The organism is Paenibacillus sp. J31R98 (genome assembly GCF_056269245.1).
Window position 1 is genome coordinate 357,245 of record NZ_JBWDNO010000003.1, and the last position, 26,546, is coordinate 383,790.

Here is a 26,546-nt window from a genome sequence, read left to right on the forward strand (position 1 = left end):
CCTCCTGAGTCGTTATAAATTGTAAAGAAAGCCGAATGCGGATGGAGATCAGCTAAGTGCCTCCACCCGCAAACGACTGTTAGTTATTCTAATGCTTACTTGTTAGAGTCGTACGCCGATTGGTGCTCATTCGCAACGTTCGCTGGGTCAACCTTTTGCACGAACATGTTTTGGATGCTGCTCAAGTGAGCTTGTGCAATTGCTGGCTTCATTGTGTTATCGAATGCAAGGTCGCCGCCTTTAACGTTCTTGAACAGGTCAAGTACTGCGATTGCAAGATCGGAGTAGCCAGCTGCTTTGAAGTCGCCGCTCATGATTTGACCGCTACCTACAGCGTTTTTCAGTTCGAACTGCTTCTTAGGCATTTCTGTCATGAAGTAGTTCAAGAAGTCTTTTGTTTCTTTCAGGTGCTTGCTGTTCGCGGAGATCGCGAATGCGGAACCTGGAGCAAGCATGTATTGGTCTGGATCGCCTTTGCCTTTAACTGTAGGGAATTTGAACACGCCTACTTTACCAGCTACAGATGAAGCGTCGATTGCGCCAGTTTCCCATGTACCCATGATGTACATAGCCGCTTTACCTGTTTTGAAGAGGTTACCGCCCGTGTTGTAGTCAAGGGAAGTTGCGCCGTCTGGGAATGCTTTCGCTTGAATCAGATCTTGGAAGCTCGATACTGCGTCAGTGAACGCTGGATCGTTGAATGTTTTCTTGCCAGCAATAACGTCGCTCAGGAAGCCTGGGCCGCCGTTTGTGCGAAGAAGAACGTTCATGAACAAGAACGAACCTGTCCAGGAGTCTTTCTCACCGATCGCGATTGGCGTGATGTTCTTCGCTTTGAGCGCTTTAACATCAGCTACGAGATCTTCGAATGTTGTTGGTGGAGCTGTAATGCCCGCTTGCGTGAACAGGTCTTTATTGTAGTAAACAACTTCGATGTTGTTGCCGTCTGGCAATGCGTATACGTTGTTGTTGAAGCTGTAGGAATCAAGAAGACCTTTTTGGAACGTGTCTTTCAGGCCATTCTGATCGAGCATGTCGTTCAGCGGCGCCAATAGACCAGCGTCAACATATGGCTTCATTTGTGCGGACGGGTTCACGATTGTGATGTCCGGTACTTCTTTGGAAGCTGCTTGTGTTTTCAGCTTCAGTTTTTGTTGGTCCGTGTTCAGGGAGTCCAGCTCGATCTTAACGTTCGGGTGGTCCTTTTGATATTGATCAACGATTGTGTGAAGCATTTTGTACGAAGGTGTTTCTGGATCTGGGTAGATGTTTTGGAACGTGATTGTTACGTTCTCAGCTGCTGGTGTGTTTGTACCAGCGTTAGTACCTGTATTTGCCGAATTGTTTGCAGAATTGTTTGTGTTGTCGTTTTTGCTTCCGCAAGCTGTTGCGCCAAGAAGCAATGCTGCTGCTGTAACCGCAACTGCTGTTGTTTTCATTGCTTTGCTAGCCATTTCTCTATTCCCCCTCGGGTTGATATACGCTTATTATCATGCACTACGCCTTTGTCAACAATGCGTGAAATTAGGGATTAAGGTTTGCGTTTTCAAGATCGGCATGATTAAAGCGTACACGGCTGTCGTCGTCTTTTGCGGCAAAATCTTACGTTTCGCGAAAGACATTAAAGAAATTAATACATAGGTAACATATAAATTTCTATAATTAAAAATGATGCTCGTGCTATGATAAATATATAATTTATCAACCTATTTGGAGGAAATTGGAACATGCCAGCAATGGATTCGATTCGTAACATTTACTGTGTAGGACGCAACTATGCCCTTCATGCCAAGGAGCTTGGCAACGATGTACCGGAGGAGCCGATGATCTTCTCGAAGCCGACGCACGCGCTGCATCCGGCAAGCGGCAAGCTTGCGCTGCCGGGCTCGATCGGCGAAATTCATTATGAGCTGGAGGTCGTTGTGCGCGTGGGCACGAGCTATCGCCCTGGCATGAAGGTGGACGAGCTCATCGACGGCATCGCCCTCGGCATCGACTTGACGGCGCGCGATGTGCAGTCGAAGCTGAAGGAGAAACGCCACCCTTGGCTGCTTGCCAAAGGGTTCGTCGGCTCCGCGGTTCTGACGGAGTTCTCGCCATTCGGCGGAGCAGCAGCATTCGAGGCATTAAATTTCAGCCTCGTTAAGAATGATGAAGTCGTGCAGCAGGGCTGCCCGAAGGATATGATCTTCCCGCTGCAGCAGCTGGTCGACTTCATCGGCTCGAACATGGGCCTCGGCGCCGGTGACGTTATCTACACCGGCACGCCAGCAGGCGTCGGGCCGCTCGCGGACGGCGACACGCTGGAGCTGCGCCTTGTCGCTGGCGGCAGTGAAGCGACCTATGGTCCGCTTTATGTGGACATGGGGTAGAGGATGTGAAAAAAAAGCCGAGAGATCAGGTAGTTGATCTCTCGGCTTTTTTGGTTGTTTGATGCGGTGCGACCGCCGCGATTGGGCGACCCTGAGAGAGGGGATTTCCTCTCTTGGGGGGAGATACGCGGCTTCGCGGCTGATTTTGCACCCTGAGAGAGGCTTTTCCCTCTCTCGGGGTGCTGTTCCCGCGTTTTCGCGGCGCGAGAGCGGGTTTTCCCTCTCTTCGCGGGAGATACGCGGCTTCGCTGTCGATTTTGCACCCTGAGAGAGGTTTTCCCCTCTCTCAGGGTGCCTTTCCCGCATTGTCACCGCGCGAGAGCGGGTTTTCCCTCTCTTCGCGGGAAACAGACCGCTGTGCGGGCAGTTTTGATTCCTGAAAGAGGCTTTTTTTCCCTCTTTGCATACAGTCCTCGTCCAGCGAGCCGAGGTGCACTGCCCCGAGAGAACATATATGTTCTCTCACCCGTTTTTTGAGTTAGTTTTGGTGCTGAGAGAACATATGGGTTCTCTCAGCTCCATTTTCGCGCGGTGAGCGAGTCCAATTTCCCCCGAGAGAACGTATATGTTCTCTCACCCGTTTTTCGAGTTAGTTCTGGAGCTGAGAGAACATATGGGTTCTCTCAGCTCCATTTTCGCGCGGTGAGCAAGTCCGATTTGACCCGAGAGAACGAATATGTTCTCTCACCATTTTTTCGAGTTAGTTCTGGAGCTGAGAGAACATATCGGTTCTCTCAGCTCCATTTTCGCGCGGTGAGCGAGTCCAATTTTCCCCGAGAGAACGTATATGTACTCTCACCAGCTTTTCGAGTTTAGTTCTGGAGCTGAGAGAACATATGGTTTCTCTCAGCTCCATTTTCGCGCGGACACTCGACCCCCGTCACTCAACAACCGTAATCCGACTCGGTATGTTCGCCAAATTCGTACTCACAATCTCGACCCTATGTTCAGCTCGCAGCGACTCGAGCACTTCGGGCACGATGATTCGATACCGCTTCAGCTTCCCATCGTCGCGCAATACATGAATGATCTTGCCTTCTTTGTTAATAATCCGGCCATGGATCGTTCTCCGCGCTTCCGTCACCAAGTCGATCAGCAGCACGACGAGCATCCCCAAGAATACAAGGCTTACGAGAAAATAAATAAAACCAATAAAGGCCGGCATCCATTGCTGATTCGTCGTAAGTAGCCGAGTGACCGACAGCGTTAGTTGCAGCACACAGATCACAATGAAAGTAAGCAGCGTTTTATGCGGCTTCAACTGCATCCCCACCACTCCTGTCCGTTACGATTCTCTCAAAATCCCTGAATCCAACTGACTTCCGCACCAGCTCCTGCGCGTAATCCCACAGTTTATCCGAAGCGTCAGCAATCTCCCGATTCCGATTTAGCACCTGACTGCTCGTAATCCCGTACTTCTGCCACGTATCGCCATCGTTGTGATGATTGTGAATGAGCGGCTGCAGCCGATCGAGCGCGCTGGCGAATTTCGCTTCCTGACTCTCCTTACGTTCAAACTCCAGCCACAGTTCCATCAGCTCCGCCGCCTGCGCTTCTGGCAGCAGTCCAAAAATCCGCTTCGCCGCATTCATCTCCCGCTCATACTTATCCTCATGACCCTTCGTATCGTACGCAAACGTATCTCCAGCATCGATCTCAACCAAATCATGCACGAGCAGCATCCGCAGCACTTTCAGCAGATCCACTTCCGCATTGGCGTGACCTTGCAGAATTAGCGCCATCATTGCGAGGTGCCATGTATGCTCGGCGTCATTTTCGAGTCGATCGCCGCTCATAATTTTCGCTTTGCGCTCCACTACCTTCAGCTTATCAATTTCGACTAGAAATTCCATTTGCTTGCTCAACGTGTCTTCCACAATGCCACTCCTTAACATGCTTAAATTGGATTCATACATCCGTTCCCTATCTTCCATACCACAAACTTGGTAGAATTTAGTTAATAGTATACACGAATGAGAGGCGACAGACGAATGAATCTAACGATGGAGATAAGCGTGACTGAGGGGGCACATCGGGCAACTGCCCTCCCTGCTGGCTATATATTTCGTGCTATAACGCGTGAAGAGGGACATCTGTGGGAAAAGGTGATGGACGCCGCGTTCGGAAACTATCAGACGGGGACGTTCGAGCATATCATGGTCGACAACTACTCGTATCTACCCGAGCGTGTACATATCCTGTTCGATGAAGCTGGCATGCCTTGCGGTACAGCAACCGCGTGGAGCCAGCACTGGCGCTGGGGTGAGAGCAATGGCTTTATTATTTTCGTAGGCGTCATCCCTTCTCATCGAGGTAAAAGTCTTTCCGCCTCCATGGTGCAGCATCTTTGCGAAATTATCGCGAGTAGAGGCCAGCAAGCCGCACTGCTCCAAGTCGACAGCTACAACCTCCCTGCGATCAAAAGCTATCTGAATGCCGGTTTCCTGCCTCGATTGACCACTCCAAACGAAGAGCGGATGTGGAGCCGGTTATTTCAGCAGCTGAATCTCAAGCCCGCATCCTATAACACAGAGCTGCGTCCGCCGATGGATCACCCGCACCCCCCGCGGCCGTATTTGTTGGATCTCCGCGCACAGGGAGTTAGCGTCCGATAACATAACAAAGCCCACCACAGGATCACTCCAGAGGTGGGCTTTGCCGTTTGCTGTCTTATTCGTATAGCTCAAGCGACGCCAGATTGATGGCAACCACTTTATCATCCTTCAGCTTAAAATCAAGCGACAGCCGCTTCGTCTTATCGATATACCCGACTGACTCGCCAAGCGTGTAGTACGCATTTCCATACTGTTCCAGCACTTGCTCCTTCGAGTCGCCGAGCTTCACGCCTTTTGCCGTTGCAATTCCCGGCCCGATTGAGTATCCGAGCACCTTATTATCGAGCGTCGTATACTGATAATTATCGTACATGAATAAGAACGTTCTTCCATCGTTTATCGTCCGCTCCGGCTTGCCCAGCTTGTCCACAAGCTCTTTCTCGGTCATGCCGAGCTCCGCCGCATCGCCTTTCTCCGCGCTCAGGTCGGTTGAGCTCACCTTATCGCTGACCGACAGCGGCGTCTCCGTCTTCCCTCCGCATGCCGCGAGCAGCACCGCCAAACCACATAACAGGACAACCAACTTCAATACCCGTTTCACCTTATAACCCCATTCCTTTAAAAGCAAGCAGTCAGTCACCTGGCAGCCGGCTTACAGCATGCCCCGCAGACGGTCCGCAAGCACTTGCATCATGCTTCTTAGTACGTCGATATTCTGGAAGCATAGTGCAAAAACTTGATCGCGGTGCAGCTGCAGCACGACCGCCCGGCCTACCGCCGTACAGTCTGCCGAGCGAAGACCGCTGTCGATAACCGCCATCTCGCCGAAATACTCGCCTTCGCCAAGCGTCGCGAACGTCTCGCTGCCTTTATGAATACGAATGCTTCCTTCTATAATACCGTACAACGTATCGCCGTAATCATCAACTCGGCAGACGGATTCACCCGCTGCATATTCCACTTCTTCCACAACCTGGGCGAGCTTAATGACATCCTCCTGCGACAAGCGCGCGAACAGATCAATCTTCTGCAGAATGAGAACCCGCCGCAAAATCGTTTCACTTTGCATGAGATGCGCATTGGACGCTTCCGTCTCTGCCGATTCCACTGCTGCCGCCACCTCCTGCTCCTCTTGCGAAGCAGGAGCTGCCGCCGTGCGCGCCAGCTTCGAGCGCAGACGCCGCGAAAGCAGACGCATCATCTCAAGCGCGATGCCCGTGCGGTCGAACATGACATCGTAGAAGGCGGCTGAATCAAGCCGCAAGAGCACAAGCTCTTCTTCAGCCACAACCGTCGCAGTGCGCAATCGGTGCGTCAGAATCGCTGTCTGTCCGAACGTCTCGCCCGCGATTCGCTCGTTCACCTTCTCGCGGCCTTGGTACACGGCCGTCTTGCCGCTGCGAATGATATAGAGCGCATCGCCAGGATCGCCTTGTTGGAACACGATGCTGCCCTGCGGGTAGCTAAGCTGCTCCATCCGCAGCGCGAAAGCCGCCAACTCTCTGCCCGTCAGCCCTTCGAATAGAGAAACATTCTTCAGCATTTCGATGCGTTCCATCTGATCGCTGAGCCACGCTTCATCCATCTGCGCAACAGAAGCCGCATCGCTTGCGTCTTCAGCACCGGTCGCCATCCCGCCGGCAATCCGCTCGCCTCGCCTAGCTGCAGCGAATTGAATGACCTGACACAGCCACTCGTCGCCCTGATCGTAAAGCCATGCCAGGTTCGGCAGAGACTGCTCGCGCGAAGCTCCCGCTCCAGCCCCTCCTGCACTTGGCGCAATAATCAGCGGCGCGGCCATCAGCTTCGCCAGCTCCATCCGCAGGTTGCCCTGAACGAGCTGGTCGATGACTTCCGCCGCATTCGCCTGCTGGCGCGCCTGCCCTTCAGACCAGTTCACATACACGGCGCTAATCGTACTTGCATCATACATAAAGCCAAGCAGCTGGAAGATTCGCTTGATCATCGCAAGACGCGATTGCTCAATGGCTTCGGCGACCTCGCTGTAACCTTCAGCCGCTCCCATATCCCGCTGATAAGCAGTAAACTTCCAGTACAGATCAAGCTCCAAATGAATATGCATCTCAATCCGCTTCGCATCGATATATGAGATGCCCTTGCGCATACGCGCCATTGCCTCAAGCAGCTTGTCCCGCAGCTCGAAGCCCGATGCCGGGTACCGCTCAACCAATACGTCGAAAGCCGCTTGTCCGCTAATTCGTTCGAATACTTTTGGCAAGTAGAGCACAATGGATTCCATCTCGAAATACGGCGCTAGCAGCGGCAAAATCACTTTCTCCTCATAAGCCGCAAGCGCCTCTACCGCAGGCTCTCTCGTCTCATTATGCGACAGGAGCGGCACAATGTGCGCCACAAGCTCCGTCACGCCAAGCAGCGCAGCCGACTGCACCGCATACTTGCGCACTTGCGCCGAATCGTCTCTCAGCAGCGGAATGAGCGGCTTGTAGAACTCACGGATACCGATCTGACCGAACAGAATCGCCATCTTCGTCCGCTCGTCCTCATGCGAGCTCTCCATCAGCTGCTTGAGCGTGCCGACGGCACGGAACATCCCCTCGATGCCGTAATACTTAATGAGGCCGGCAATGGCAGCGGATTTCAAATCCATGTCTTCCGCGGTCAACCGCGCTGTAATCTCATCCAAATACTCTTCCTTCGCATATGCGGACAATGCCAACACTGCGCCTGCCTGCACCAGGCTATGTCCCACCTGCATCTTTGCAAGCAGTGTCTCTTCCTGCCCTGCCGGACGAACCCGCTCCATATATCGAAGCGCCTCCACGCGCACTTCCTGCGCCGGATGCTGAAGCAGTCCTTCCATATGCGGCATCAGGTCAAACCCGTCCAACTCTTGCAAAATCCTCAGCGCGTACAGCACTTGCCCCTTCTCGGGATGCGTCAGCGTTCCTGTCAATACAGCGAGACTGGCAGGGTCCATCAGGTCGAGCTGCCCCTCGTGCAGATCATGCCCTCTCGTCTTCAGCGTCGACAAGAGTGCCTGCAAGTAAGCCCCTTTCACCTTCACCGCCGCAAAGATGCATACGATCAGCAGAGCAAGAATGACATAGCTGAACTGCGGTGTCGTCAGCAGCTGTGACAGCCCGATAAGGCCAATCGCGGCTAGCCCCTTGGCCCCGTTGCGGACAATGCCGTCGAGGAAGCTTTTTGCCTGGTTGCGCCATTCTGGAGGAACGGGAAACATAATCAGCTGATTGACCGAGGAATTGATCGTATCGCCGAGCACCTTGTCGCTGCCCTTCACGATGACGACCATTGCAAGCACTGGCATGAGCAGCACGCCGAGGCTTCCTGTGAACAAGGCAATCGGGAACACGAGTATCGCCGCCATAACGCCGAAGCGCGTCAGTAGCTTGCCCGCGATGAACAGCTGGACGAATAGAGCAAGGAGGCCCGAATAGCCGTAAAAGCTACCCATGAAGCCGGCGAGCTCGTCATTGGACAGCGTGCCCTTCAGAATGACTTTGAACTGATAATCAATAAGCGTCAGTGTAATGACGAGTGCCGCAGACATAATCGCGACATATTTCAGATGCGGTACGTGGTGGAACATGCCGCCTTTGTTGTCTTTTGCAATCTGCTTCTTCTTCGACTGAGCGCCAGGCTGCAGCTTGCGTACTGCGAATACGCTCACATCCGAGCGCCGAGTCAGCTGCATAACCGCTATCAGAGCGATTAGCTGCATCCCTGCGTAGAAGAAGATGAGATTCGAGGTGCCCACAAGCGGGGCGACCGCCTTCAGCCCGAAGCCGCTGACAATGCTCCCGATCAAGCCTCCGCTGCCGACCAGTCCGATCGTTCGTTTCACTTTACGTTGATCGAGCACGGAGGTTGCAAATTGCCAGAAGCAGACGACCATGAGGAAGTTGAATACGTCATAGCCGACGTAGATGACTGGATATACCCACTTGAAATCCAGCCCGACACCGAGTCTGGAGAGGAGCACAAGCGAGGAGAGAGCCGGAATCAGCACATACAGCATCTGGTCCATTCGGAACCGAGGACTGATTCGTTGAAATAGAAATCCGACCAGTATAAGCGCCGCCGATTGAGGCACATACATGAACGACAGCTGCGAGGCGCCAAAGTGGGATAAAAACAGCGCATCCGCCGCAGTTCGCCCAATCGTTGAAGCCGAAGTAATGGCAAATAAATAGAGGACAAGGAACAGCACCTTCGAATATTCTTCCTTGTCTTCTCCGAACCTCTGAAACGTTTGGGTGATCATCCCCGATTTGATTTTCATCCTCGCAGCTCCTTATACTCCACTAACCTATCTCTCTATTTTATACCAATTATCTGGTTCTAGGGAACTAGATAAAATAGAAAAGGAACTGCTTGTTTGGCAGTTCCTGCGATGGTGTTGTCGAACGGTGAGAGAATGGCTCGCGCGTTATCGTTGCTGAGAGCACGTATATGTTCTCTCGGCGTAAAATCACCAATAAAAAAAGGAATTGCCCACCCAGGCAGTTCCTTCATTCTTCATCCATCCATATATCACTAGCGTTCGCTATCCATTTGTCTATGAATCCGTTTCTTCCTCTTCCGCAAGCTTGCCTGGCGAATCGAAGCCGAGCTCGCCTACTTTGCAGTCTTCGCAGATCCAGCTTTGACCTACCTCGCCATGACCGTTCATTTTACCGCAATGCTCGCAAGTAATTGTTCGCATCTTCAGTCCCCTTCCAGACGAATTGACGAATATGATTCATGTCTACACCTACACCGCTTATTAAACCACATGAATCGTACGATCGCAGTGATAATTATCACAGTTTACGCTGGCAGGAAGCGGATGTTGCGTTAATCCCTCTGTTGGTCAATAATTGCCATCACTTGACGCATAGAGATAGAAAGCTCGCGTGTTCGCACTCTTAGCTGCTCGCTCGCCGTAACACGGATGCCTTGCACGCATAAGAAGACGATAAGGCCGTACATGAGGGACACATTCGCCACATGCAGCAGTACCGAGACAAAGCTCAAGTGGGAATGCACCATATAGATTCCGCTTAACGCCTGCAAAACCACCAATACGCTAACGCCTACACTGCCAACATAGTATCCGGGTCTCTGCCGCCTGTTTGCATACGACAGCTGAACAAGCCGTGCCGCGATGATAACGAGTCCGATTGCCAGCGATCGGTGGATGATATCAACAATGAACGATTGGCCTGCTTCCGAATACGATTCTTTGGGCAGCAGCAGACCACGGAACCAACCGCCAGCCCCTGAGCTGGACACGTAGGCGCCGACGTAAATATCGACATAAAGGTAGATCAGAAGGAGCCTAGCCCAGTTTCTCGTTCGATCCGGGATCGCCTCTGTTAACGTCTGGTCACCGAGGCGAATTTGCTGGAGCGTTACCGTTAGGGCGAGCAGCGCACCGAATGACAGCAGCGCAATGCCCATATGCGCAGCCATAAGCGCAGGCGGGTTGAAGTCGAATACGCTGAGCGCTCCTAAGAATGACTCTAACCCAATGCCCAGAATCGCCAGACGAACCCAGAGACGAACGAACCGATTGTATCCGTATAGTCGCCATGCGAGTACAGATAGAGCAATGACCATGACCGTCATCGAGAAAACGAGCGTCCGATGGCCGAATTCGACCCAAGCATGACTATCCCATGTCCAAGGCTTAATCGAGCCGTTGCAGAGCGGCCAGCTCTTGCCGCAGCCGGTAACTGAGCCGGTCAGCGTATCGACAAATCCGGATAGATTCACGATGTAGACGACAAGGACGGCGAGCCATCCCAAGCGGATAAGGTTCTTTCCGAGCTTCTCCCGCTTAATTTGCCGTATCATATGCAATCCTCTCCTTTGTTACTGAACCTGTGCGTTGAACGACATGATCCATATAGACGCGCCAACGATCGTCAAGACGACAATCGCGCCAAGCGCAAGCGCCCATACGTTGTAAGCCGGCTTCTCCCCGTCTCTGATGTGCATGAAGAAGAACAGCTGCACAAGAAGCTGCAGAACCGCCATAAGGCCGATACTCGTTATAAACAACGGGCCGCTTGCACTGTGAGTAGACAGCATCACCAGCGGAATGATGGTCAACGCTAGCGAAACGCCATATCCAATGACGTAGGATTTGACCGAAGCATGGGGCTGAGATGTGGTTGGTGCCATCCTAATACACCCCTATCAAATATACGAATGTGAAAATAAAGATCCATACGACGTCCAAGAAGTGCCAGTAGAGTCCGATCATAAACAGCTTGCGGCTGTTGCGCTCATCCGCGCCATATCTAGCCAGCTGCACCATAAGCGCCAGCATCCAGCCGATGCCGAGGCTTACATGCACACCATGCGTCCCAACAAGGGTGAAGAACGCCGACCAGTATGCGCTGCGTGTGAAGGTTGCCCCTTCGGACACCATTGCGGCGAACTCATGGACTTCAAGCCCGATAAATGCCGCTCCGAGCAGCACCGTCACAGCCAGCAGGCTGATGGCTCCCTTCACATGCTTCTTCTGCATGAAGATTGCGGCCAGACCGCTTGTAAAGCTGCTCGTTAGCAGGATGAACGTCTCCGCTGCAAAACCATGAATTTCGAATAAGCTGCCGCCGCTAGGCCCGCCGTCCGTGTGATAGCGAAGCACGGCGAACACGGCGAATAAGGTACCGAACAGCAGGCAGTCTGTTACGATAAAGAGCCAGAACCCCAGCACATTGATTGCATGTTGATCGCTATGTCCATGCTGCTCGTGCTGCTCATGATGCCCATGCTGCTGCTTATGAAAATGTTTCTTATGATGCCGGTTGATAGCATGATTCATTATTAGACACCCCTTCCGAACAACGCTTCCGTTTGCCGGACTTCTTGGGCGGAGATGTAATAGTCCGTATCGCGGCTGAAGGAGCGTGCAAGCAAGCATGTCACGACGCCGATTAAGCCAAGCGCCGCCATCCAGATCCAACTGAATGTAAAGCCGAAGCCAGCGACAAACCAGCTAAGTCCCATCCAGAACGGGATACCAGAATTCTTCGGCATATGAATCGGTTCGTACTGGACCGCTTCTTCCGTCTGCTTGGACTGCGCAGCCTTCTGCTTTCTCCGCCACCAATCATCTTGCTCCTTCACTTCCGGCGCAATGGCGAAATTGTACAGCGGCGCAGGCGATGGAATAGACCATTCCAAGGTGCGCGCATCCCACGGATCGCCTGTCTTATCGCGTTCTCCATGTTTAATGCTATAAATAATTTGCCAGCCTTGGAATAGGAATCCGACAGCCATCAGAACTGCGCCGACGCTGGAGATGACGTTCATCGGTGCCCAGCCCATATCCCAGCCGTATGTATACACGCGACGTGTCATGCCCATGAAACCGAGTGCGTATTGCGGCATGAAGCAAATATAGAAGCCGATATTCCACAGCCAGAATGCCCATTTGCCGAGGCGCTCGTTCAGCTTGAACCCGAACATCTTCGGCCACCAGTAATAAATGCCTGCCAGATAGCCGAATACGACACCGCCGATCAGCACCTGATGAAAGTGCGCAATCAAGAAATAACTATTGTGATATTGATAGTCGGCCGGCGCTACAGCCAGCATGACGCCAGTTGCCCCCCCGATGACAAAGCACGGGACAAAAGCGAGCGTCCACAGCATCGGCTGCGTAATTCGAATTCGGCCACGGTACATCGTGAAGAGCCAGTTGAACACTTTGACACCGGTCGGTATCCCGATCGCCATCGTGGTAATCGCGAAGACTGTATTCACGTCCGCTCCGGCGCCCATCGTGAAGAAGTGATGCACCCAAGTGAAATACGAGAGCACGCTTATAATCATCATCGAGAACACCATCGACTTATAGCCGAAGATTCGTTTGCGCGAGAAGGTGCTCACAACTTCCGAATAGATCCCGAACGCCGGAAGCACTACGATGTACACCTCGGGGTGACCCCACATCCAGATCAGGTTCACGTACATCATCGGGTTGCCGCCATGCAGCATCGTGAAGAAGTGTCCCCCTGCAAAACGATCCAGGAACAGCAAAGCAAGCGTAACGGTCAGCACCGGGAAAGCAATGATGATCGTGATGCAGCTAGCAAGGACGGACCAGCTGAATAGCGGCATTTTCATCCAGCTCATGCCTTTGGTACGCATCTTGGTAATCGTCGCAATAAAGTTGATCCCGGTAGCCAAGCTTCCAATACCGGAAATTTGAATGCCCCATATATAGAAGTTCTCGCCTGGACCCGGACTGAAGTTCAGCTCCGACAGCGGCGGATAAGCCAGCCATCCCGCATTCGCGGAACCGCCGATGACAAACGATAGGTTGAAGAGCATCGCGCCGAAGAAGAACAGCCAGAAACTAATGGCGTTAAGATACGGATAGGCGACGTCCCGTGCGCCGAGTTGCAGCGGTACGGCGATGTTGAATAAGGCGAACATCATTGGCATCGCCATGAACAGAATCATGATCGTGCCATGCGTCGTGAATATCTCGTTATAGTGCTCGGATTCGAGAAAATGCAGATTGGGCAGCGCGAGCTGTGCCCGCATGAGAAGCGCATCGACGCCGCCCCTTGCAAGCATCAGAAGCGAGCAGATCAAGTACATGATGCCGATCCGTTTATGATCGACCGTCGTAATCCACTCCCGCCACAGCCATTTCCATCTGCGTAAATACGTAAGCGCAACTAAGATCGCCACCATTGTAAGCACGATCGCCGCATCTGCGATATAAATCATCGGATCGCCGGTTACAAAAAATCCGGAGGGTAGCAAATTGAACCGATCCAGCATGGAATTCCCTTCTTTCTATTATCTAGTGATTCATCTGCATCCCGGACATCGCATCGCCGTCTTTTTCGGCATGGTGCATATCGGCATACATGCCGCCGTTCTTGTTCACGATGTCGTCGAACAGGCTAGGTGGATACGAAGCATACGTCTGCTCCTTCGACAGCCCCGGCTTCACGAGCTGATCATAGCCCTCCTTCGTCAGGACCTGCTCGCTTTGTTTCACTTGCTTCGCCCAGCTGTTGAAGTCCGCTTGCGGCTTGGCAATGACTTTGAACTGCATATGGGCGAAGCCTGCACCCGTGAAGTTCGCTCCCGAGCCGAAGTACTCGCCAGCCTTGTCAGCCTGCAGCCATAATCGCATCGCCATGCCAGGCATCGTATATTCCTGACCACCGAGCTGCGGAACCCAGAACGAGTTCATCGGTGCATCCGAGGTTAGAATAAATTGGATGGGTACCCCTGCCGGAATTTCGCAATAATTCACGGTCGCGATGTTCTGTTCCGGATATGTAAATAGCCATTTCCAGTTCAGAGACGTGACTTGAATGGTAACTGGCGAAGCGTTCTGTACGGCAGGTTTCGTGAGCGAGTAAACCCCTTTTGCCGTGAATACGCTCAAGATGCCGATAATAACAATCGGGATTCCCCACCAGATGACCTCAAGCACCTTGCTGTCTGCCCATTCCGGTGCATAAGGCGCTTTGTTGTCCGGTCTGTCCCGGTAGCGGTAGACGATATAGACCAGCAGCGCAAGCACCGGAATCGCCACTACGGCACATAGAATCGCCGATATCGTAATCAGCCGCAGCTCGATTGCGCCTGTTGGCCCCTTTGGGTCCAACACAATCATGTGCCCCTTGCAGCTGGAAAGCAGCAGAGAAGCCATAATCGTTGGCAGCAGCAGCTTGATGGTGCGGCGCAGCCCGCGTTTAACCTTCATTTGACCCCACTCCTCATCGTGCGTATTGCTCTTAATGATTCTGGCACCATCTTAGCCGCTTCCGAATGGGTCGCATGTGATTTCCGTCACATTCTGCTTCGCCGTCAAATAATGTTCATAACTTTTCAACCATTTTATTAATTGGATATAAATGTATCGGTTGGTGTGACTTTCATCACATCGTTTTGGTGCAAACTAAGGTATGATCTAGGCAAAGCGTTTACGGGAAGGGAGGGCTTGGCTTGGCGAACGGACAAAGCGTTGGAACGCCGAACACGGCGTGCTTCTCAAACGGACAGCTTGCCAAACTGCAAGCCGTTATGCAGGAGAGCAAAGTTGCTGCAGGCTCCTATGTATACAGGGAGGGAGATCCGGCCGATAAGCTGTACTTCCTTATTAACGGCAGTGTGCGGATTACAAAAGCAACCGACGAAGGGAAACAGCTGACCATCTATTTGCACCAACAGGGGGATTTATTCGGCCAGGTCGATCCGTTTCACGAGTCAGCCCACTCCTTCGGCGCAGAGGCGCAGGAGAATGCGGTGGTCGGGGCGATTCCGCGCAAAGCGCTGGAGGCACTGCTGTCGCAGCATGGGGATTTTGCCGTGGAGTTTATGAAGTGGATGGGACTGATGCACAGGCTGACGCAGACGCGCATCCGCGATTTGATCTTGTTCGGGAAGACGGGCGCATTATGCTCGCTGCTCATTCGACTTGGCAACACCTATGGCGTGGAGACGGATGGGCGCGTCAAGATTACTAAGAAGCTGACCAACACGGAGCTCGGCGATATGATCGGCACAACGCGCGAGAGTGTCAATCGGCTGCTGAGCGATCTGAGGAAGGAAGAGGTCATCTCAAGTGAAAACGGGTACCTTGTCATCGAAAAACTCGATTATTTGCGTAACCTGTGCTTCTGCGAGAATTGCCCGAAGGAGATTTGCCGGGTGTGATGGGGCGAGGGATGGGGCAAGGGACGGGACGAGGACGGAACGTGGGACGGAACGTGGGACGGGCGAGGACGGAACTTGGGACGGGGCAAGAGGCGGGACGAGGACTGGCGTCGGGAGTCGAAAATCGGCTCTTCGAGCGTGGAGGCGTCTTTGGTGGGATTTGCGGTAAGTTTGAGGCCGAGAGATCTTTTGGATCTCTCGGTTTTTTTGAGGGCAGACTTTAGGCGGCTTGCCTCTCGAGAGAGGCTTTTCCCTCTCTCAACAGCAAATCCGCGCGTTTCTACGGGCTGAGAGAGGCTTTTTCCTCTCTTCGCACCATACGAGCGGGGTCTTTCGGTAGCTTGTCTCTCGAGAGAGGCTTCTCCCGCTCTCCCCATCTCCATCCCCGCCACCACCACCGAAAAACAAAAAAAGAACTGCCTATTCCAGGCAGTTCCTAGATTGTCGTAAAAGCGATAGCACCGTGAGTTTAAACACTTCGTCGGCTACGTTAACGGTTGCCACGAACGCTATTCTGCCTCAGCAACCCCATTTCCAACTCTAACGGTTGTCAGAACGGCTATTTGGCAATATTGGCGGCGAAATCAATTGATTTGAGACCAATAAGCACTCTGACAACCGTTACATTTTAGAACAGGTCCTATTTACGCGAATAAGCACTGTGGCAACCGTTACAGTCCCACTCACCCTTTCACCCCAGTCGTCACAATCCCATCCACAATAAACCGCTGCCCGATGAAGAACGTGATCAGAATCGGGATCATGAAGATAACCCCTGCCGCCACGGACACCTGCTGGATGATCTGATTGGATCCGCCTTCGGTGTAATTGATCGTCGTAAGCGCGGTCGCGAGCGGATATTTGGCCTGCTTCAGGAAGAAGAAAGGCGTGATGAAGTCGCTCCACGAGCCTTGGAAGTTAAAGATCGACACCGTCGCAACAACCGGAAGCGACAGCGGAATGAACATGTTCCAGTACGTGCGGAAGATTGAGCAGCCATCGATGCGCGCCGCCTCCTCCAGCTCCTTCGGAATGGTCGCGAAGAATTGCCGATAGAGGAAGATGAAGAAGGCGTTGCCGCCAAGTCCCCCGATAATCCACGGAAGGTACGTATTGATCAATCCGAACTTGTAGAACAGAATATACTGCGGAATCTGTGTGACGATCCCCGGCAGCATCATGGTCGAGAGCACGATCATGAACAACGCGCTGCGTCCCGGCGCTTGCAGACGGGCGAATGCATAACCGACAAGGCCGCTGACGAATGTCGAGGTGAACACGCTAATTCCGCACAGGATGAGCGAGTTGCCAAAATAATGCCAGAAGTCCAGCATCTGCGTGGCGAATTTGTAGTTGTCCCACTTGAATACCTCAGGAATCATCCTCGGCACCGAGTACCAGTTCTCAAGCGAATTAACAAGCGCGAGATATAGAGGCAGCAGGAACACAATGGAGCATGCGACTAACAACGCATAAAGCAGAAACGAACCTATGCGTGAAGAACCTGTCGTTGGCATGATTATCCCTCCTGGTCCGTCTCGTAGTAGACCCAGTACCTGCTTGTTCGGAAGACAACCAGCGCAAGCACGAGAATAACAATGAACATGACCCACAGCAACGCCATCCCGTAAGCGAACCGTTGAAAGCTGAAGATTTGCTGGAACGCATGAACGACGTACAGATAATTCGGGTCGATCGGGCGATCCATCAGCCTTCCGCCTGGCGTGAGCATGATTGGCTGCAAGTAGATCTGCAGAGATCCGATAATGCCGAGCACGACGTTGAAGAAAATAATCGGCGTCATCAGCGGCAGTGTAATCCGCCTCAGACCCTGGAAGGACGAAGCGCCATCGATGGAGGCTGCCTCATACAGATCGCGCGGAATTCCTTTGAGTCCAGCGAGGTTAACGAGAACGCCGCCCCCCGCTCCCCATAGCAGCATAATGAGCAGCGATAACCTTGCATGATCGTAGCCCATCCAGTTGACCGCCGGTATATGCAGAAACTCCAAAATGCCATTCAGAATACCGTCGTTGCTCGAAAACATGAACTTCCACATCAGCACGCTCGAGACGACCGGCACAATCGAAGGCAAATAGAAGATCGTCCGGTAGATGCTTGCGCCTCTTAGCCGTCTGTTCAGCAGCAATGCAAGGCCAAGCCCTATGATCGTACTGAGCGGAACATTGAGCGCTGTCACGATGAGCGTCCTGCCCATCGCATGAACCGCATCGCTGTCTGTGAGCAGCGTCTGATATTGATGCAAGCCGACCCACTTCAGCTTGTGCATATTGAAGCCGTAGTAGTTCGTGAAGCTGAGATACAAGCCGTACAGCATCGGGAACAGGCCGAATATAAGGAAGACAAGAAACCATGGCGAGATCATGAGGTAGAACGCGACGATGCGTCGATTCTTCTCTTTCATTACGATTCCACTCCTCTATCGAAAGAGACATTACGAATTACGAATTGAACAGAAGAGGGGAGAGCTCGGCGTTAACGACTCTCCCCGAATCCGTGCTATTGGCCGATGGCGCTCTTCGCTTCGGTGACCGCCACGTTCGCATCCTTGGTCATGCCTGCGACCGCGTCATCTACCGTAGACTTGCCGAAGAAGATCGGTGTGACATATTTACTGAAGATCGCCCAGCCGCCGCCGCCAAGGTACGGATTCACTTGGAGGTACTGCTTGGAGTAGTTCAGCTCATCTTGAAGCACGCCATACGTTTGCTTATCGAAGTTCGTCTCTTGCGGAAGCAGTGCCATCTTGCTCTTGAAGATTGGAAGACCCCAGCCTGTTTTCGCACGGTCATCCGCCGGTTTGCCGCCGAAGAACCATTCGAAGAATGTCCATGCTTCCTTCGGATGCTTCGAGCCCGAGTAGATAATTGCGCCTGTTGCACCGCCTGTCGGAGCTACGCGAGTGCCTCCCGGAGCGATTGGCGTAGGCAGCATGCCGAAGTCGTCGAGATGCGCTTTCGCCTTCTCGTTGCCGCGAATAACGCCGCTATACCAGTAGCCGTCAATCAAGAGGCCGGCCTTGTCATCCAGGAACAGCGTGCCGCCGTTCGTCTGATCGTTGTTGACCGAGTTCGGACCGACGTTGCTCTTCACGGCATCTGTCCACATATTGATATAGTCTTTGACTGCTGGCTGGTTGAAGTCCATCGTTGCATTGTCTGCGGAGCTGATCGAAGCGCCGGAGCTGAGCAGGTATTGCAGCATTTGGTTGAAGTTCGGCTCCGTTAAGCCCCACTCCGTAGCGGCAAGACCATACTGCGTCACTTTGCCGCCTTCCTTCTTCGTCAGCTTCTTCGCCAGATCCATGACTTCCGGCCATGTGAGCGGCTTGCTAGCATCCGGAACCTCTACACCCGCGGCATCGAACACCTTCTTGTTATAGAAGAGCGCGAAGTCGTTGGACCAGTCTTTTGGCAGGCCGTAGATCGGACCTTGGCCGATCGTTTTACCATCGAAACGGAATACGTCCGCAATCGGAACGAGATCGTCCTTGTTAATGACCGTGCTGGAGTCAATATAAGGGGTCAGATCCAGCGCAAGCCCCTTGATGACATAGTTCGATACTTCGAACGCGCCGCTGATTCGGATAATATCAGGTGCGTCGCCGGTCGCCAGCTCTGCAGCCAGCTTCGTAGCATCGACATTGTCGACTTCGACCTTGATGTTCGGATGTGCGGCTTCGAACTCGGCAATCTGATCCTTCGACAATTCGCCTTCCGTAATGCTTGTACGAATCGTCACTACTTCGCCGGAGTCTGCGGCTGCTGCGTTGTTGCCGCTGTTAGCCGTATTATCCGCTGCTGCATTTGAAGAGGTGTTGCTGGAAGAATTGTTCGATGTATTCGTGGATGCATTCGCATTGGTGTTTGAGCTACCCGTGTTCGTGTTGCCGGATGAGCCATTATTGTCGCTTCCGCACGCCGATAGCGTAGCTGTTAACATAGCCGAGATGGCCAACAATGATGCCAGCTTCCTCATTCGACTTCCCCCTAAGGTCATGTTGAAAGTGTGTATTCACTTCCTGTAATCAAGGATAGCATCCGCGATGTAAGCGCTTGTATGGGGTAAATCTCCGATTTCTATGGTAAACCTCCTCATTTCTCAGGGACAAAAGCCATCTCAATAACCGTCCCTTTCATCAGCCCGCTCGTAATGTTCATCGACATCTGATCCTTATAGAACAGCTTCAGCCTGTGATAGACATTGCTGAGCCCGATTCCGCCCTCGTCGCGCTCGCTTCGCCATGTGTCCATATCCCGCGCAAGCTCAGCCTGCATCCGGGCGAGCGTCTTCTTATCCATCCCGACACCGTTGTCGCTTATGGTGAGCTGCAGCCATTCTCCCTGCATCGAAGCGCTGACGCGAATGATCCCGCCTGATTCCCAGCCGGCAAAGCCATGCTTAATGGCGTTCTCAATGAGCGGCTGCAAAATAAATCGCAGCACACGGACTTGACCCAGCTCCTCCGGAATATCCCATTCCACCGTAAAGCTATGCCCGAAGCGGATCAGCTGAATGGTCGAATAGTTCATCGCGTGATTCATCTCCTGCGCAAGCAGCGACGTATCTGCTCCTTTGGAGATGCTGTAACGAAGGAGGTCTGCGAGCGAGCCGACGATGGTGCTGATGTCGTTGTTGCCATTCTTCATGCTCTGCATGTTAATGGTCTCGAGCGTGTTGTACAGAAAATGCGGATTGATCTGCGCCTGCAGCATCTCGAGCTCCGCATGCTTTTTCATCGCAATGAGGTGATTCTCGCGAATCTTCGTAGCCGCGTTCTCCTCCATGATGCTCATGTTCTCCCGCACAGTCTGATCGAGCCTCGCGATCATGCTGTTATAGCTGCGGATGATATCGCCAATCTCATTGCTCTCTGCCGAAGGGACCTGATTCGCCATACGGCCGGCGCCGGCACGCTCCATCGCATCGCGCAATTCCTTAATCGGCTTAAACAACAGGTTCGCAATGAAGAAAGCGACAGCGATTGAAGCCATAAATTCGATGACGATGCTCAGCAGAAACTGTTCCTGGTAGACGCTGTTCTTCTCCAGCACCTCCCCGAACATATAATCGACTGTAAGGTGCCAGTTCTTCTCCGGAATCTGCTCCGAGAACCGCAGCAGATCCGTCTGCGACATGTCGCTCCTCTGCAGCGATTGGTAGATCAGCTTCCCTTTCTCATCTTGAATCGCATAGTACGCATCGGTGAACCCCGACTCGACATTTTTGAATACGGATTCCTTCGGCACCAAGAGCAGATACGTATTGCCCGATAGATCGATTGGATCAATGCGCTTCACGACGGCGGTGGAGCTGCGATGAAACACATCCTTGAACCCGGATATCCAATACGGCCCTTCCTGATCGGCCAGCAAATAGTTATCGTCCATATTGAAGAATTCCCGGTTATTCGAGTAGACCGAAGAGTAGATGCAGTTGCCGTTCTCGTCCAGCAGCACGAAATAAGCCACATCGTCGAGACCCGGGAAGACGGACAGATTGAATCTGTAACTGCTTCCGTTCTCGTTAATGACGGGGTTCTTCGCTTTCAGAAAATAATCCCGGAAGTTCTGGCTCACCGCAATCTCATTCATCATCGTCTCCATCGAGCGCACACGGTTGCGAATGCTGACCACCGAGAAGTTGCCGATCTCCTCCACCGACTCCACCATCTCGCTCTTCACGTTGTGGGACAGAAAACGCGCGTACAAGACCCCGTCCGTAATCGCCGGCAGGCTGACCGCCAAGAACAAGACCAGAATGAGCTTGTTCCGAATGGAGATGGAGTGAAACCCTTTGCGGACAATATTGTCTGGCAAGGAGCGAAGGACCAGATCATCCTCTTGGCTAATCGGCTGATTTTTGATTTTGCGCGAAATGATTCGGAATGGCTTAAATACTTTCTTCAAGTAAAAAAGACTGATTAATAACGTCATGAGCAGAGTTATCAGCGCCACGCCGATCATGCTCATCATGAGTCTCGATCGAAACGAGAGGTGGGAGTTCGCTTCCTCGGAATAGACGATTCTTAGCTTGAACGGGAACAGTTCCTTGACGCTGTTGGTGTAGGCGATATTGCTGACGCTCTTCGCGGAATCGCCGCTTGCGATCGTTTGCTTTAGCTGGCCCTCTGCAGTAGACCAGAGCACCCGATTATCCGGCCCCACAAGAGAGAACTGCGTATGCTCGATCTTCTTCAGCGGCAGCGCCTGTTCGAAGAAACGGTCATCCAGCACAATGAAGATGAAAACTCCATTCTCGTTCCCGTTCGTAATGACGAGATGATCTTGAATGCTGCGGATAAACAGATTCAAGCCTTTAATATTCTCTGGTGTCAGCAGCTTGTTGTCCGTGTGAAAGTGGCGGGAGAAGTCATCCTTGCTATACACCGTAAATTGGTCGTGGGACGGCAAGAACATCTCTTCAAGTCCGGAGCTGCGCAGCACCTCGGTTTGGAGATTCGGCAGCTCGTCGAAACGGGAGGACGTCGTTATTTTGTGAAGGGACTGTTGGTTGGTATCGGCACCGATGAAGTAGATGGAGCTTATGAGCGATGGAGACAAGCGAAGGCCGTTCAGCTTGCTGAGCAGCTTCTGCTTCTCGCGGGCAACGGTGAATTCGTCCCGAAGCATCATCTGATTCTTGAAAAAATCGTTAAATTCCGGCGTTTGAAGCAGCAGGAGCAGATTGTTCACGTCACTCAGCTGGTATTGCATATTTTTCTGGAACTGATCGAGAACGCCCTCGACCCGTTTGGCATTGATGGTCTTGCCGATCGAGCTCGCGTACGTCAGGCCGATATAGACAAGCGCGACCTGGCAAGCGAGCGTCAGCAGCACCGATAGGATCACGATCCGGCCGACCGTCGGACTTAGCTTGCTCCGCATCCAGCTCATTCGCTATTCCTCCCGAGCTTGCCGCCTGCTTTGCCGCGGAGCTCATTCGGTGTTTTGCCGGTATGCTTCTTGCAGATTTCCGTGAAATACGCAGCGTCCGAGTAACCGACTAACTCGACTATTTCGTAGATTTTCATGTGGGTCGTAACGAGCAGCTCGGTGGCTTTCTTCATGCGAATGGAGGTGAGGAACTTGAGGTAGGTTTCTCCCCGCTCCTTAAAGAGCAAGGACAGATGGCTCTGTGATAGATAGACGTGGTCCGCCACTTCTTTGAGCGTAATGCTGCGGCTGTAGTTGTCTTGAATGAATTGCTTAGCTTGCAGAAGAGCCAGCTGGTCCTGCCTCGCTTCCCCGCTGTGCGAATGCGGCTCTGTCTGGATGGAATAGGCGGCTGAAGCGTCACGGGGGATATCCCCTTCCTCCACTTGTAGTACGGCAGCACCGTAGCAGATAGACCCCGATTCGGCGCTACGGGCAAGTGTCTGCTGCGCGGAGAGGAATGAGCGATACAGTTCCTCCGGGCTTTGCACGAGCGGGCCGATGCCAAGCGAGAAGGTGGACTTGAACAATCCGGTGTATTTCACAAGCAGCTCCGGAATGAACTCGAATTGCTCCGCTGCCTCGCGGTGAACGGCAATCAGCATGAAGCTGCCGCCACCTGGCTCGACTAGATGGTAGCCAAGCTCCTTGGCATCCCATAGCTCTGTAATAATGTTATCGAGCGAGAACGCGAGCAGCTTCGCCTCCCGTTCGGGCAGGCTGATTCTGCTTCCCTGCAGCCGGTCCAGCCGGACAACCGCTGCGGCGTACCACTCGCTATGCAGCAGCACTTCGCCTTCGGAGGCTCCATGCTCCAGCTCGTCCGCCTTCATAGGCCCTTGAACGAGCCGGTGCAGGAAGCGTTCGCGCAGCACCATCGTCAGCTGCGCCGCTTTGCGCTGCAGCACGAGCTCGCGGTGCTCCGCCTGCTTCTTCTCGCGCAGGCGAAGGACCAGCTGCTCGAACGTATGCGCCAGCTGGGTGAATTGGACCGGCTTGAGCAAATAATCGACCGCGCCGTGCTGGATCGCCCGCTGCGCATACGCGAAATCGCTATGCCCGGATAAGATAACAACATGAATGAACGGATACTGCCGGTGCAGCACCTCCATCAGCTCGATGCCGTCCATGAACGGCATGCGAATGTCGGTCAGCACAATATCGACCGGTCGCTCCGAAATAAATTGAAGCGCTTCCAAACCATGTGCGCAAGTGCCGGTGACTTCGATGCCGACCGATTCCCAGCCCCAAGCGGCAAGCCCTTCGCGAATCTCTTTCTCATCTTCTACGATTAGCAATTTTACCATGTAAATCGCCTCTCATCGCCTCGATTATGCCCCAACACTAAGGGATATAGACAAGTTTTGTCAATCCGTAATTTAGGATGACCCGTATATGCGCCTGGCTCCAAAGTTGCTGGAGCTAACCTGGATTCTTTCGCTGAGAGAACGCATGCGTGCTCTCAGCGTCCAAAATCCGCCGAATGTTGGCTGAGAGCACACATTTGTGCTCTCGGCTCCGAAGTTCAACTAACTAACCTTGTTTCTCTCGCTGAGAGAACGTATACGTGCTCTCAGCATCCAAAATCCACCGAATGTTGGCTGAGAGCACACATTTGTGCTCTCGGCTCCGAAATTCAACTAACTAACCTGGATTCTCCCACCTGGCGGCCCTTGTATACCTGCTATCTCACAAAAAAAAGAGCACGTCCCCGCCTCAGCGAAGCCCGTGCTCCAAATTTCCTTCTCAATCTATTGCTCGCCCTGTGACTCGAACCGCTCCGCGGAACCTTGATAGGCAACAATAACGAGATTGTTGTCCGAGGTCAGCTGTCTCAGCTCTGCTTCAAGCTGCTGCAGCCGCGCAAGCGCCTGGCCGTCCAGCTCTGCCGGTCTGTAATTCATAGAGAATCCCCTCCGTTTACTAGAGTGATAGATACTCTTTATTGTTGACGGCATCGGCGTGACTTATGCAGCTCCGGTGGTGGCAATTCACAACGAATAGCGCTTTTGTCGATGTTATAAGCGAAACCATCATCGGTCCATTTCTCAATATGGAGGTCAGTCATGTTAAAAGGAATTTTCATCCTTTTATTAGCCAGTTCTCTGCTCCTGCCAGCTTGTTCAGGAACGAACAGTTCTAAGAAGCAGCCCATTCTCTCCCAAGGGGAAACCCGATATGTATTTCATAAAAAAATTTACACCATAGATTCAAAGTATAATGGGGATGTAGGAAACAAAATTGGTTCAGTTACAACGTGGACCAATCTAAAATTCGAAATTTATCAAATGCCCCATGAAGATTCAGAACAGAAGCTAATACTGAAGAAATCAGACGGTTACTTCTTGTTCATCGAAGAGCAATAGATGAACCCCTCGAAATGCCCTTGGATCAAAAAAGGCACAGCCCCCAAACCATGGGGCTGTACCTCCAACCACTACTTATAAATCAATACCCGGCAAATCAATCAGCATGAACTTCCCGCCGTTCTCCGACGTGATCGTAAGCTCGGTCACATCCGTGATACGCGCCGCATCGCTGCGGTTCAGATGGTTAGCGCCGTTAAGCGTAATGTCGCCTTCAATGACGAACAGATAGATTTTGCGATCAGGGGCTTGGTTAAAGGTAACCGTCTTGCCCGCTTCCGGCTTGGACAGATAGATTGTTAGATCCTGATGGATCGACGTAATCGACTCGCCCTTGATGCTCTGCGACACGATTGGCAACAGCGCATTGACCATCGCGTTCTGATCGAATGGCTTCTGCTCATAAGATGGCGTAAGCCCCTTCGCCTCTGGGAGGAACCACAGCTGCATAATGTTCGCCACTTCCGTGCTCGACGAATTGACCTCGGAATGCAGGATGCCTGTTCCGGCCGTCATCCGCTGCACCTCGCCTACGCGCAGAACTTCTTTGCCGCCCGTATTGTCCTCATGCGCCAGCTCGCCGCTGATTACGACGGTCACGATCTCCATATCGCGGTGCGGATGTGTGCCGAATCCTTTGCCTGGCTGAATATAGTCCTCGTTAAATACCCGCAGCGGACCAAAATTCATGTTGTTCGGATCGTAATAATCCGCGAAAGAGAAACTAAAATTAAACTGAAGCCAGCCGATATCACCCGAATACCGCGATGAAGCCGGATATGTCGTAATCATAAGGTAGGACACTCCTTTATCTCATTAAAATTTTGTATACCTACTTACTTTATGTAAGTATAATAATGTGCTATAGTTAGCATGTCAAGGAGGGATCGTTATGGATCATTTGTACATTCGCCACACTGTTGGCGGCCGATTATTTCTCGATTCGAAGAAGCATGAGGTGAGCTTTGCCATTACCCCTGCGAGCGATCGCGAAGGCTGGAGGCTGACCATCGATCTGGCTGATACCGCCATTGCGGATGATATTTGCCGGCACAACGATGAGCTGAATATCTTCGTGATTGAGAGCGGCGCTGTCGACAAGAAGACATGGTATTATTCTACACACGGACTCGTCGAATATAACAACGCCGATGCGAAACTAACGATTCTGGCTGATGGCAAAATCGACTACAACGTCTAAACCCCACATAAGCAGAAATGTCTCGTATCTAGCCCCAGCGGACTTACGTCCAAGCCCAGAAAAACCCGTCCCGCTCCCAAGCTGCACGCCCGCCGTGCAGCTTTTTGAATGCCTTCTTTACTTCCTTGTCGATTGACTCATTGCCGTTCTCATTCACGTAGATGAAATGCTCGCCGTACTGCCCTTTAATATGCGCTACAGCCTGCTCCTGGCGCAGAATGCCCACCGATTGCAGCTCCTTAATCATCCACTCCGCCACTTCCTGTGCTGTATGCTCCATGGTCCAAGCCTCCTTCTTTTTATGTTGAATCTATTGTTACCATTGCCCCGAAAATCCGTATGTATCCTTATCAAACGCATACCTATGAGTAGCAGCTCGTTTCAAAAAAACGATTGTGGAGGGGTTCATG

The 26,546-nt window shown here is 52.5% G+C and carries 24 protein-coding genes; 5 read left to right on the forward strand and 19 right to left on the reverse strand.

The window, feature by feature from the left end; all coding sequences use genetic code 11:
- Positions 1 to 95: 95 nt before the first annotated feature.
- Positions 96 to 1,454, reverse strand: a complete 1,359-nt coding sequence (locus AC0YNX_RS15280; RefSeq protein ID WP_475816534.1) for an extracellular solute-binding protein — start codon at positions 1,452 to 1,454, stop codon at positions 96 to 98.
- A gap of 282 nt (positions 1,455 to 1,736) precedes the next feature.
- On the opposite strand from AC0YNX_RS15280, the gene AC0YNX_RS15285 reads away from it, so the two are divergent.
- Entirely contained in the window at positions 1,737 to 2,372 is a 636-nt protein-coding gene (locus AC0YNX_RS15285; RefSeq protein WP_475816773.1) for a fumarylacetoacetate hydrolase family protein, read from the forward strand.
- Between the two features lie 880 nt (positions 2,373 to 3,252).
- On the opposite strand, the gene AC0YNX_RS15290 is transcribed toward AC0YNX_RS15285, so the two are convergent.
- Together AC0YNX_RS15290 and AC0YNX_RS15295 are read right to left on the reverse strand one after the other, a co-directional pair.
- Positions 3,253 to 3,639 (reverse strand): hypothetical protein, encoded by a 387-nt coding sequence (locus AC0YNX_RS15290; protein WP_475816535.1) that lies wholly within the window; start codon positions 3,637 to 3,639, stop codon positions 3,253 to 3,255.
- Positions 3,620 to 4,249: an HD domain-containing protein gene (locus tag AC0YNX_RS15295; RefSeq protein WP_475816536.1), complete on the reverse strand. Its 630-nt coding sequence runs from the start codon at positions 4,247 to 4,249 to the stop codon at positions 3,620 to 3,622. Before AC0YNX_RS15295 ends, AC0YNX_RS15290 begins: the two co-directional genes overlap by 20 nt.
- 114 nt (positions 4,250 to 4,363) lie before the next feature.
- Here AC0YNX_RS15295 and AC0YNX_RS15300 point away from each other — a divergent pair, with 114 nt between their 5' ends.
- Positions 4,364 to 4,987, forward strand: a complete 624-nt coding sequence (locus AC0YNX_RS15300; RefSeq protein ID WP_475816537.1) for a GNAT family N-acetyltransferase — start codon at positions 4,364 to 4,366, stop codon at positions 4,985 to 4,987.
- A 55-nt stretch (positions 4,988 to 5,042) separates the two neighbouring features.
- Here the strand turns inward: AC0YNX_RS15300 and AC0YNX_RS15305 are convergent, their stop codons facing one another.
- The 8 genes from AC0YNX_RS15305 to AC0YNX_RS15340 all read right to left on the reverse strand — a co-directional run bounded on the left by AC0YNX_RS15305 (position 5,043) and on the right by AC0YNX_RS15340 (position 14,660).
- Positions 5,043 to 5,528 (reverse strand): hypothetical protein, encoded by a 486-nt coding sequence (locus AC0YNX_RS15305; protein WP_475816538.1) that lies wholly within the window; start codon positions 5,526 to 5,528, stop codon positions 5,043 to 5,045.
- Positions 5,529 to 5,579: 51 nt separating this feature from the next.
- Complete coding sequence (locus tag AC0YNX_RS15310; protein WP_475816539.1) at positions 5,580 to 9,212, reverse strand: Npt1/Npt2 family nucleotide transporter; 3,633 nt, start codon at positions 9,210 to 9,212, stop codon at positions 5,580 to 5,582.
- A gap of 276 nt (positions 9,213 to 9,488) precedes the next feature.
- A complete protein-coding gene (locus AC0YNX_RS15315; protein WP_475816540.1) occupies positions 9,489 to 9,635 on the reverse strand; it encodes a hypothetical protein in 147 nt (48 codons plus the stop codon).
- Positions 9,636 to 9,766: 131 nt separating this feature from the next.
- Positions 9,767 to 10,768 (reverse strand): COX15/CtaA family protein, encoded by a 1,002-nt coding sequence (locus AC0YNX_RS15320; protein WP_475816541.1) that lies wholly within the window; start codon positions 10,766 to 10,768, stop codon positions 9,767 to 9,769.
- A gap of 18 nt (positions 10,769 to 10,786) precedes the next feature.
- Positions 10,787 to 11,098, reverse strand: a complete 312-nt coding sequence (locus tag AC0YNX_RS15325; protein ID WP_475816542.1) for a cytochrome o ubiquinol oxidase subunit IV — start codon at positions 11,096 to 11,098, stop codon at positions 10,787 to 10,789.
- 1 nt (position 11,099) lies between these two features.
- Entirely contained in the window at positions 11,100 to 11,747 is a 648-nt protein-coding gene (locus tag AC0YNX_RS15330) for a cytochrome (ubi)quinol oxidase subunit III (RefSeq protein WP_475816543.1), read from the reverse strand.
- Positions 11,748 to 11,749: 2 nt separating this feature from the next.
- Entirely contained in the window at positions 11,750 to 13,720 is a 1,971-nt protein-coding gene (locus AC0YNX_RS15335; protein WP_475816544.1) for a cbb3-type cytochrome c oxidase subunit I, read from the reverse strand.
- Between the two features lie 22 nt (positions 13,721 to 13,742).
- A complete protein-coding gene (locus AC0YNX_RS15340) occupies positions 13,743 to 14,660 on the reverse strand; it encodes a ubiquinol oxidase subunit II (RefSeq protein ID WP_475816545.1) in 918 nt (305 codons plus the stop codon).
- 242 nt (positions 14,661 to 14,902) lie between these two features.
- On the opposite strand from AC0YNX_RS15340, the gene AC0YNX_RS15345 reads away from it, so the two are divergent.
- Positions 14,903 to 15,613 (forward strand): Crp/Fnr family transcriptional regulator, encoded by a 711-nt coding sequence (locus AC0YNX_RS15345; RefSeq protein ID WP_475816546.1) that lies wholly within the window; start codon positions 14,903 to 14,905, stop codon positions 15,611 to 15,613.
- A 683-nt stretch (positions 15,614 to 16,296) separates the two neighbouring features.
- Here AC0YNX_RS15345 and AC0YNX_RS15350 read toward each other — a convergent pair.
- The 6 genes from AC0YNX_RS15350 to AC0YNX_RS15375 form a co-directional block, all read right to left on the reverse strand.
- On the reverse strand, positions 16,297 to 17,130 hold the full coding sequence (locus AC0YNX_RS15350) for a carbohydrate ABC transporter permease (RefSeq protein WP_475816547.1): 834 nt from the start codon (positions 17,128 to 17,130) through the stop codon (positions 16,297 to 16,299).
- A 2-nt stretch (positions 17,131 to 17,132) separates the two neighbouring features.
- Positions 17,133 to 18,038 carry a carbohydrate ABC transporter permease gene (locus AC0YNX_RS15355; RefSeq protein ID WP_475816548.1) on the reverse strand — a complete coding sequence of 302 codons (906 nt, stop codon included), beginning with the start codon at positions 18,036 to 18,038 and terminating at the stop codon, positions 17,133 to 17,135.
- A gap of 95 nt (positions 18,039 to 18,133) precedes the next feature.
- A complete protein-coding gene (locus AC0YNX_RS15360; protein WP_475816549.1) occupies positions 18,134 to 19,612 on the reverse strand; it encodes an ABC transporter substrate-binding protein in 1,479 nt (492 codons plus the stop codon).
- Between the two features lie 116 nt (positions 19,613 to 19,728).
- On the reverse strand, positions 19,729 to 22,530 hold the full coding sequence (locus AC0YNX_RS15365) for a sensor histidine kinase (protein ID WP_475816550.1): 2,802 nt from the start codon (positions 22,528 to 22,530) through the stop codon (positions 19,729 to 19,731).
- Positions 22,527 to 23,876: a response regulator gene (locus AC0YNX_RS15370; RefSeq protein WP_475816551.1), complete on the reverse strand. Its 1,350-nt coding sequence runs from the start codon at positions 23,874 to 23,876 to the stop codon at positions 22,527 to 22,529. The genes AC0YNX_RS15365 and AC0YNX_RS15370 overlap by 4 nt, the downstream gene beginning before the upstream one ends.
- Positions 23,877 to 24,320: 444 nt before the next feature.
- Positions 24,321 to 24,473, reverse strand: a complete 153-nt coding sequence (locus AC0YNX_RS15375) for a hypothetical protein (protein WP_475816552.1) — start codon at positions 24,471 to 24,473, stop codon at positions 24,321 to 24,323.
- Between the two features lie 162 nt (positions 24,474 to 24,635).
- Here AC0YNX_RS15375 and AC0YNX_RS15380 point away from each other — a divergent pair, with 162 nt between their 5' ends.
- Complete coding sequence (locus AC0YNX_RS15380; RefSeq protein WP_475816553.1) at positions 24,636 to 24,935, forward strand: hypothetical protein; 300 nt, start codon at positions 24,636 to 24,638, stop codon at positions 24,933 to 24,935.
- 75 nt (positions 24,936 to 25,010) lie between these two features.
- Here AC0YNX_RS15380 and AC0YNX_RS15385 read toward each other — a convergent pair whose 3' ends face one another.
- Positions 25,011 to 25,727, reverse strand: coding sequence for a pirin family protein (locus AC0YNX_RS15385; RefSeq protein ID WP_475816554.1), 717 nt, complete (start codon positions 25,725 to 25,727; stop codon positions 25,011 to 25,013).
- A 100-nt stretch (positions 25,728 to 25,827) separates the two neighbouring features.
- On the opposite strand from AC0YNX_RS15385, the gene AC0YNX_RS15390 reads away from it, so the two are divergent.
- Positions 25,828 to 26,136: a hypothetical protein gene (locus AC0YNX_RS15390; RefSeq protein WP_475816555.1), complete on the forward strand. Its 309-nt coding sequence runs from the start codon at positions 25,828 to 25,830 to the stop codon at positions 26,134 to 26,136.
- A 43-nt stretch (positions 26,137 to 26,179) separates the two neighbouring features.
- Here the strand turns inward: AC0YNX_RS15390 and AC0YNX_RS15395 are convergent, their stop codons facing one another.
- Positions 26,180 to 26,416: a DUF6953 family protein gene (locus AC0YNX_RS15395; RefSeq protein WP_475816556.1), complete on the reverse strand. Its 237-nt coding sequence runs from the start codon at positions 26,414 to 26,416 to the stop codon at positions 26,180 to 26,182.
- Positions 26,417 to 26,546 lie beyond the last annotated feature (130 nt).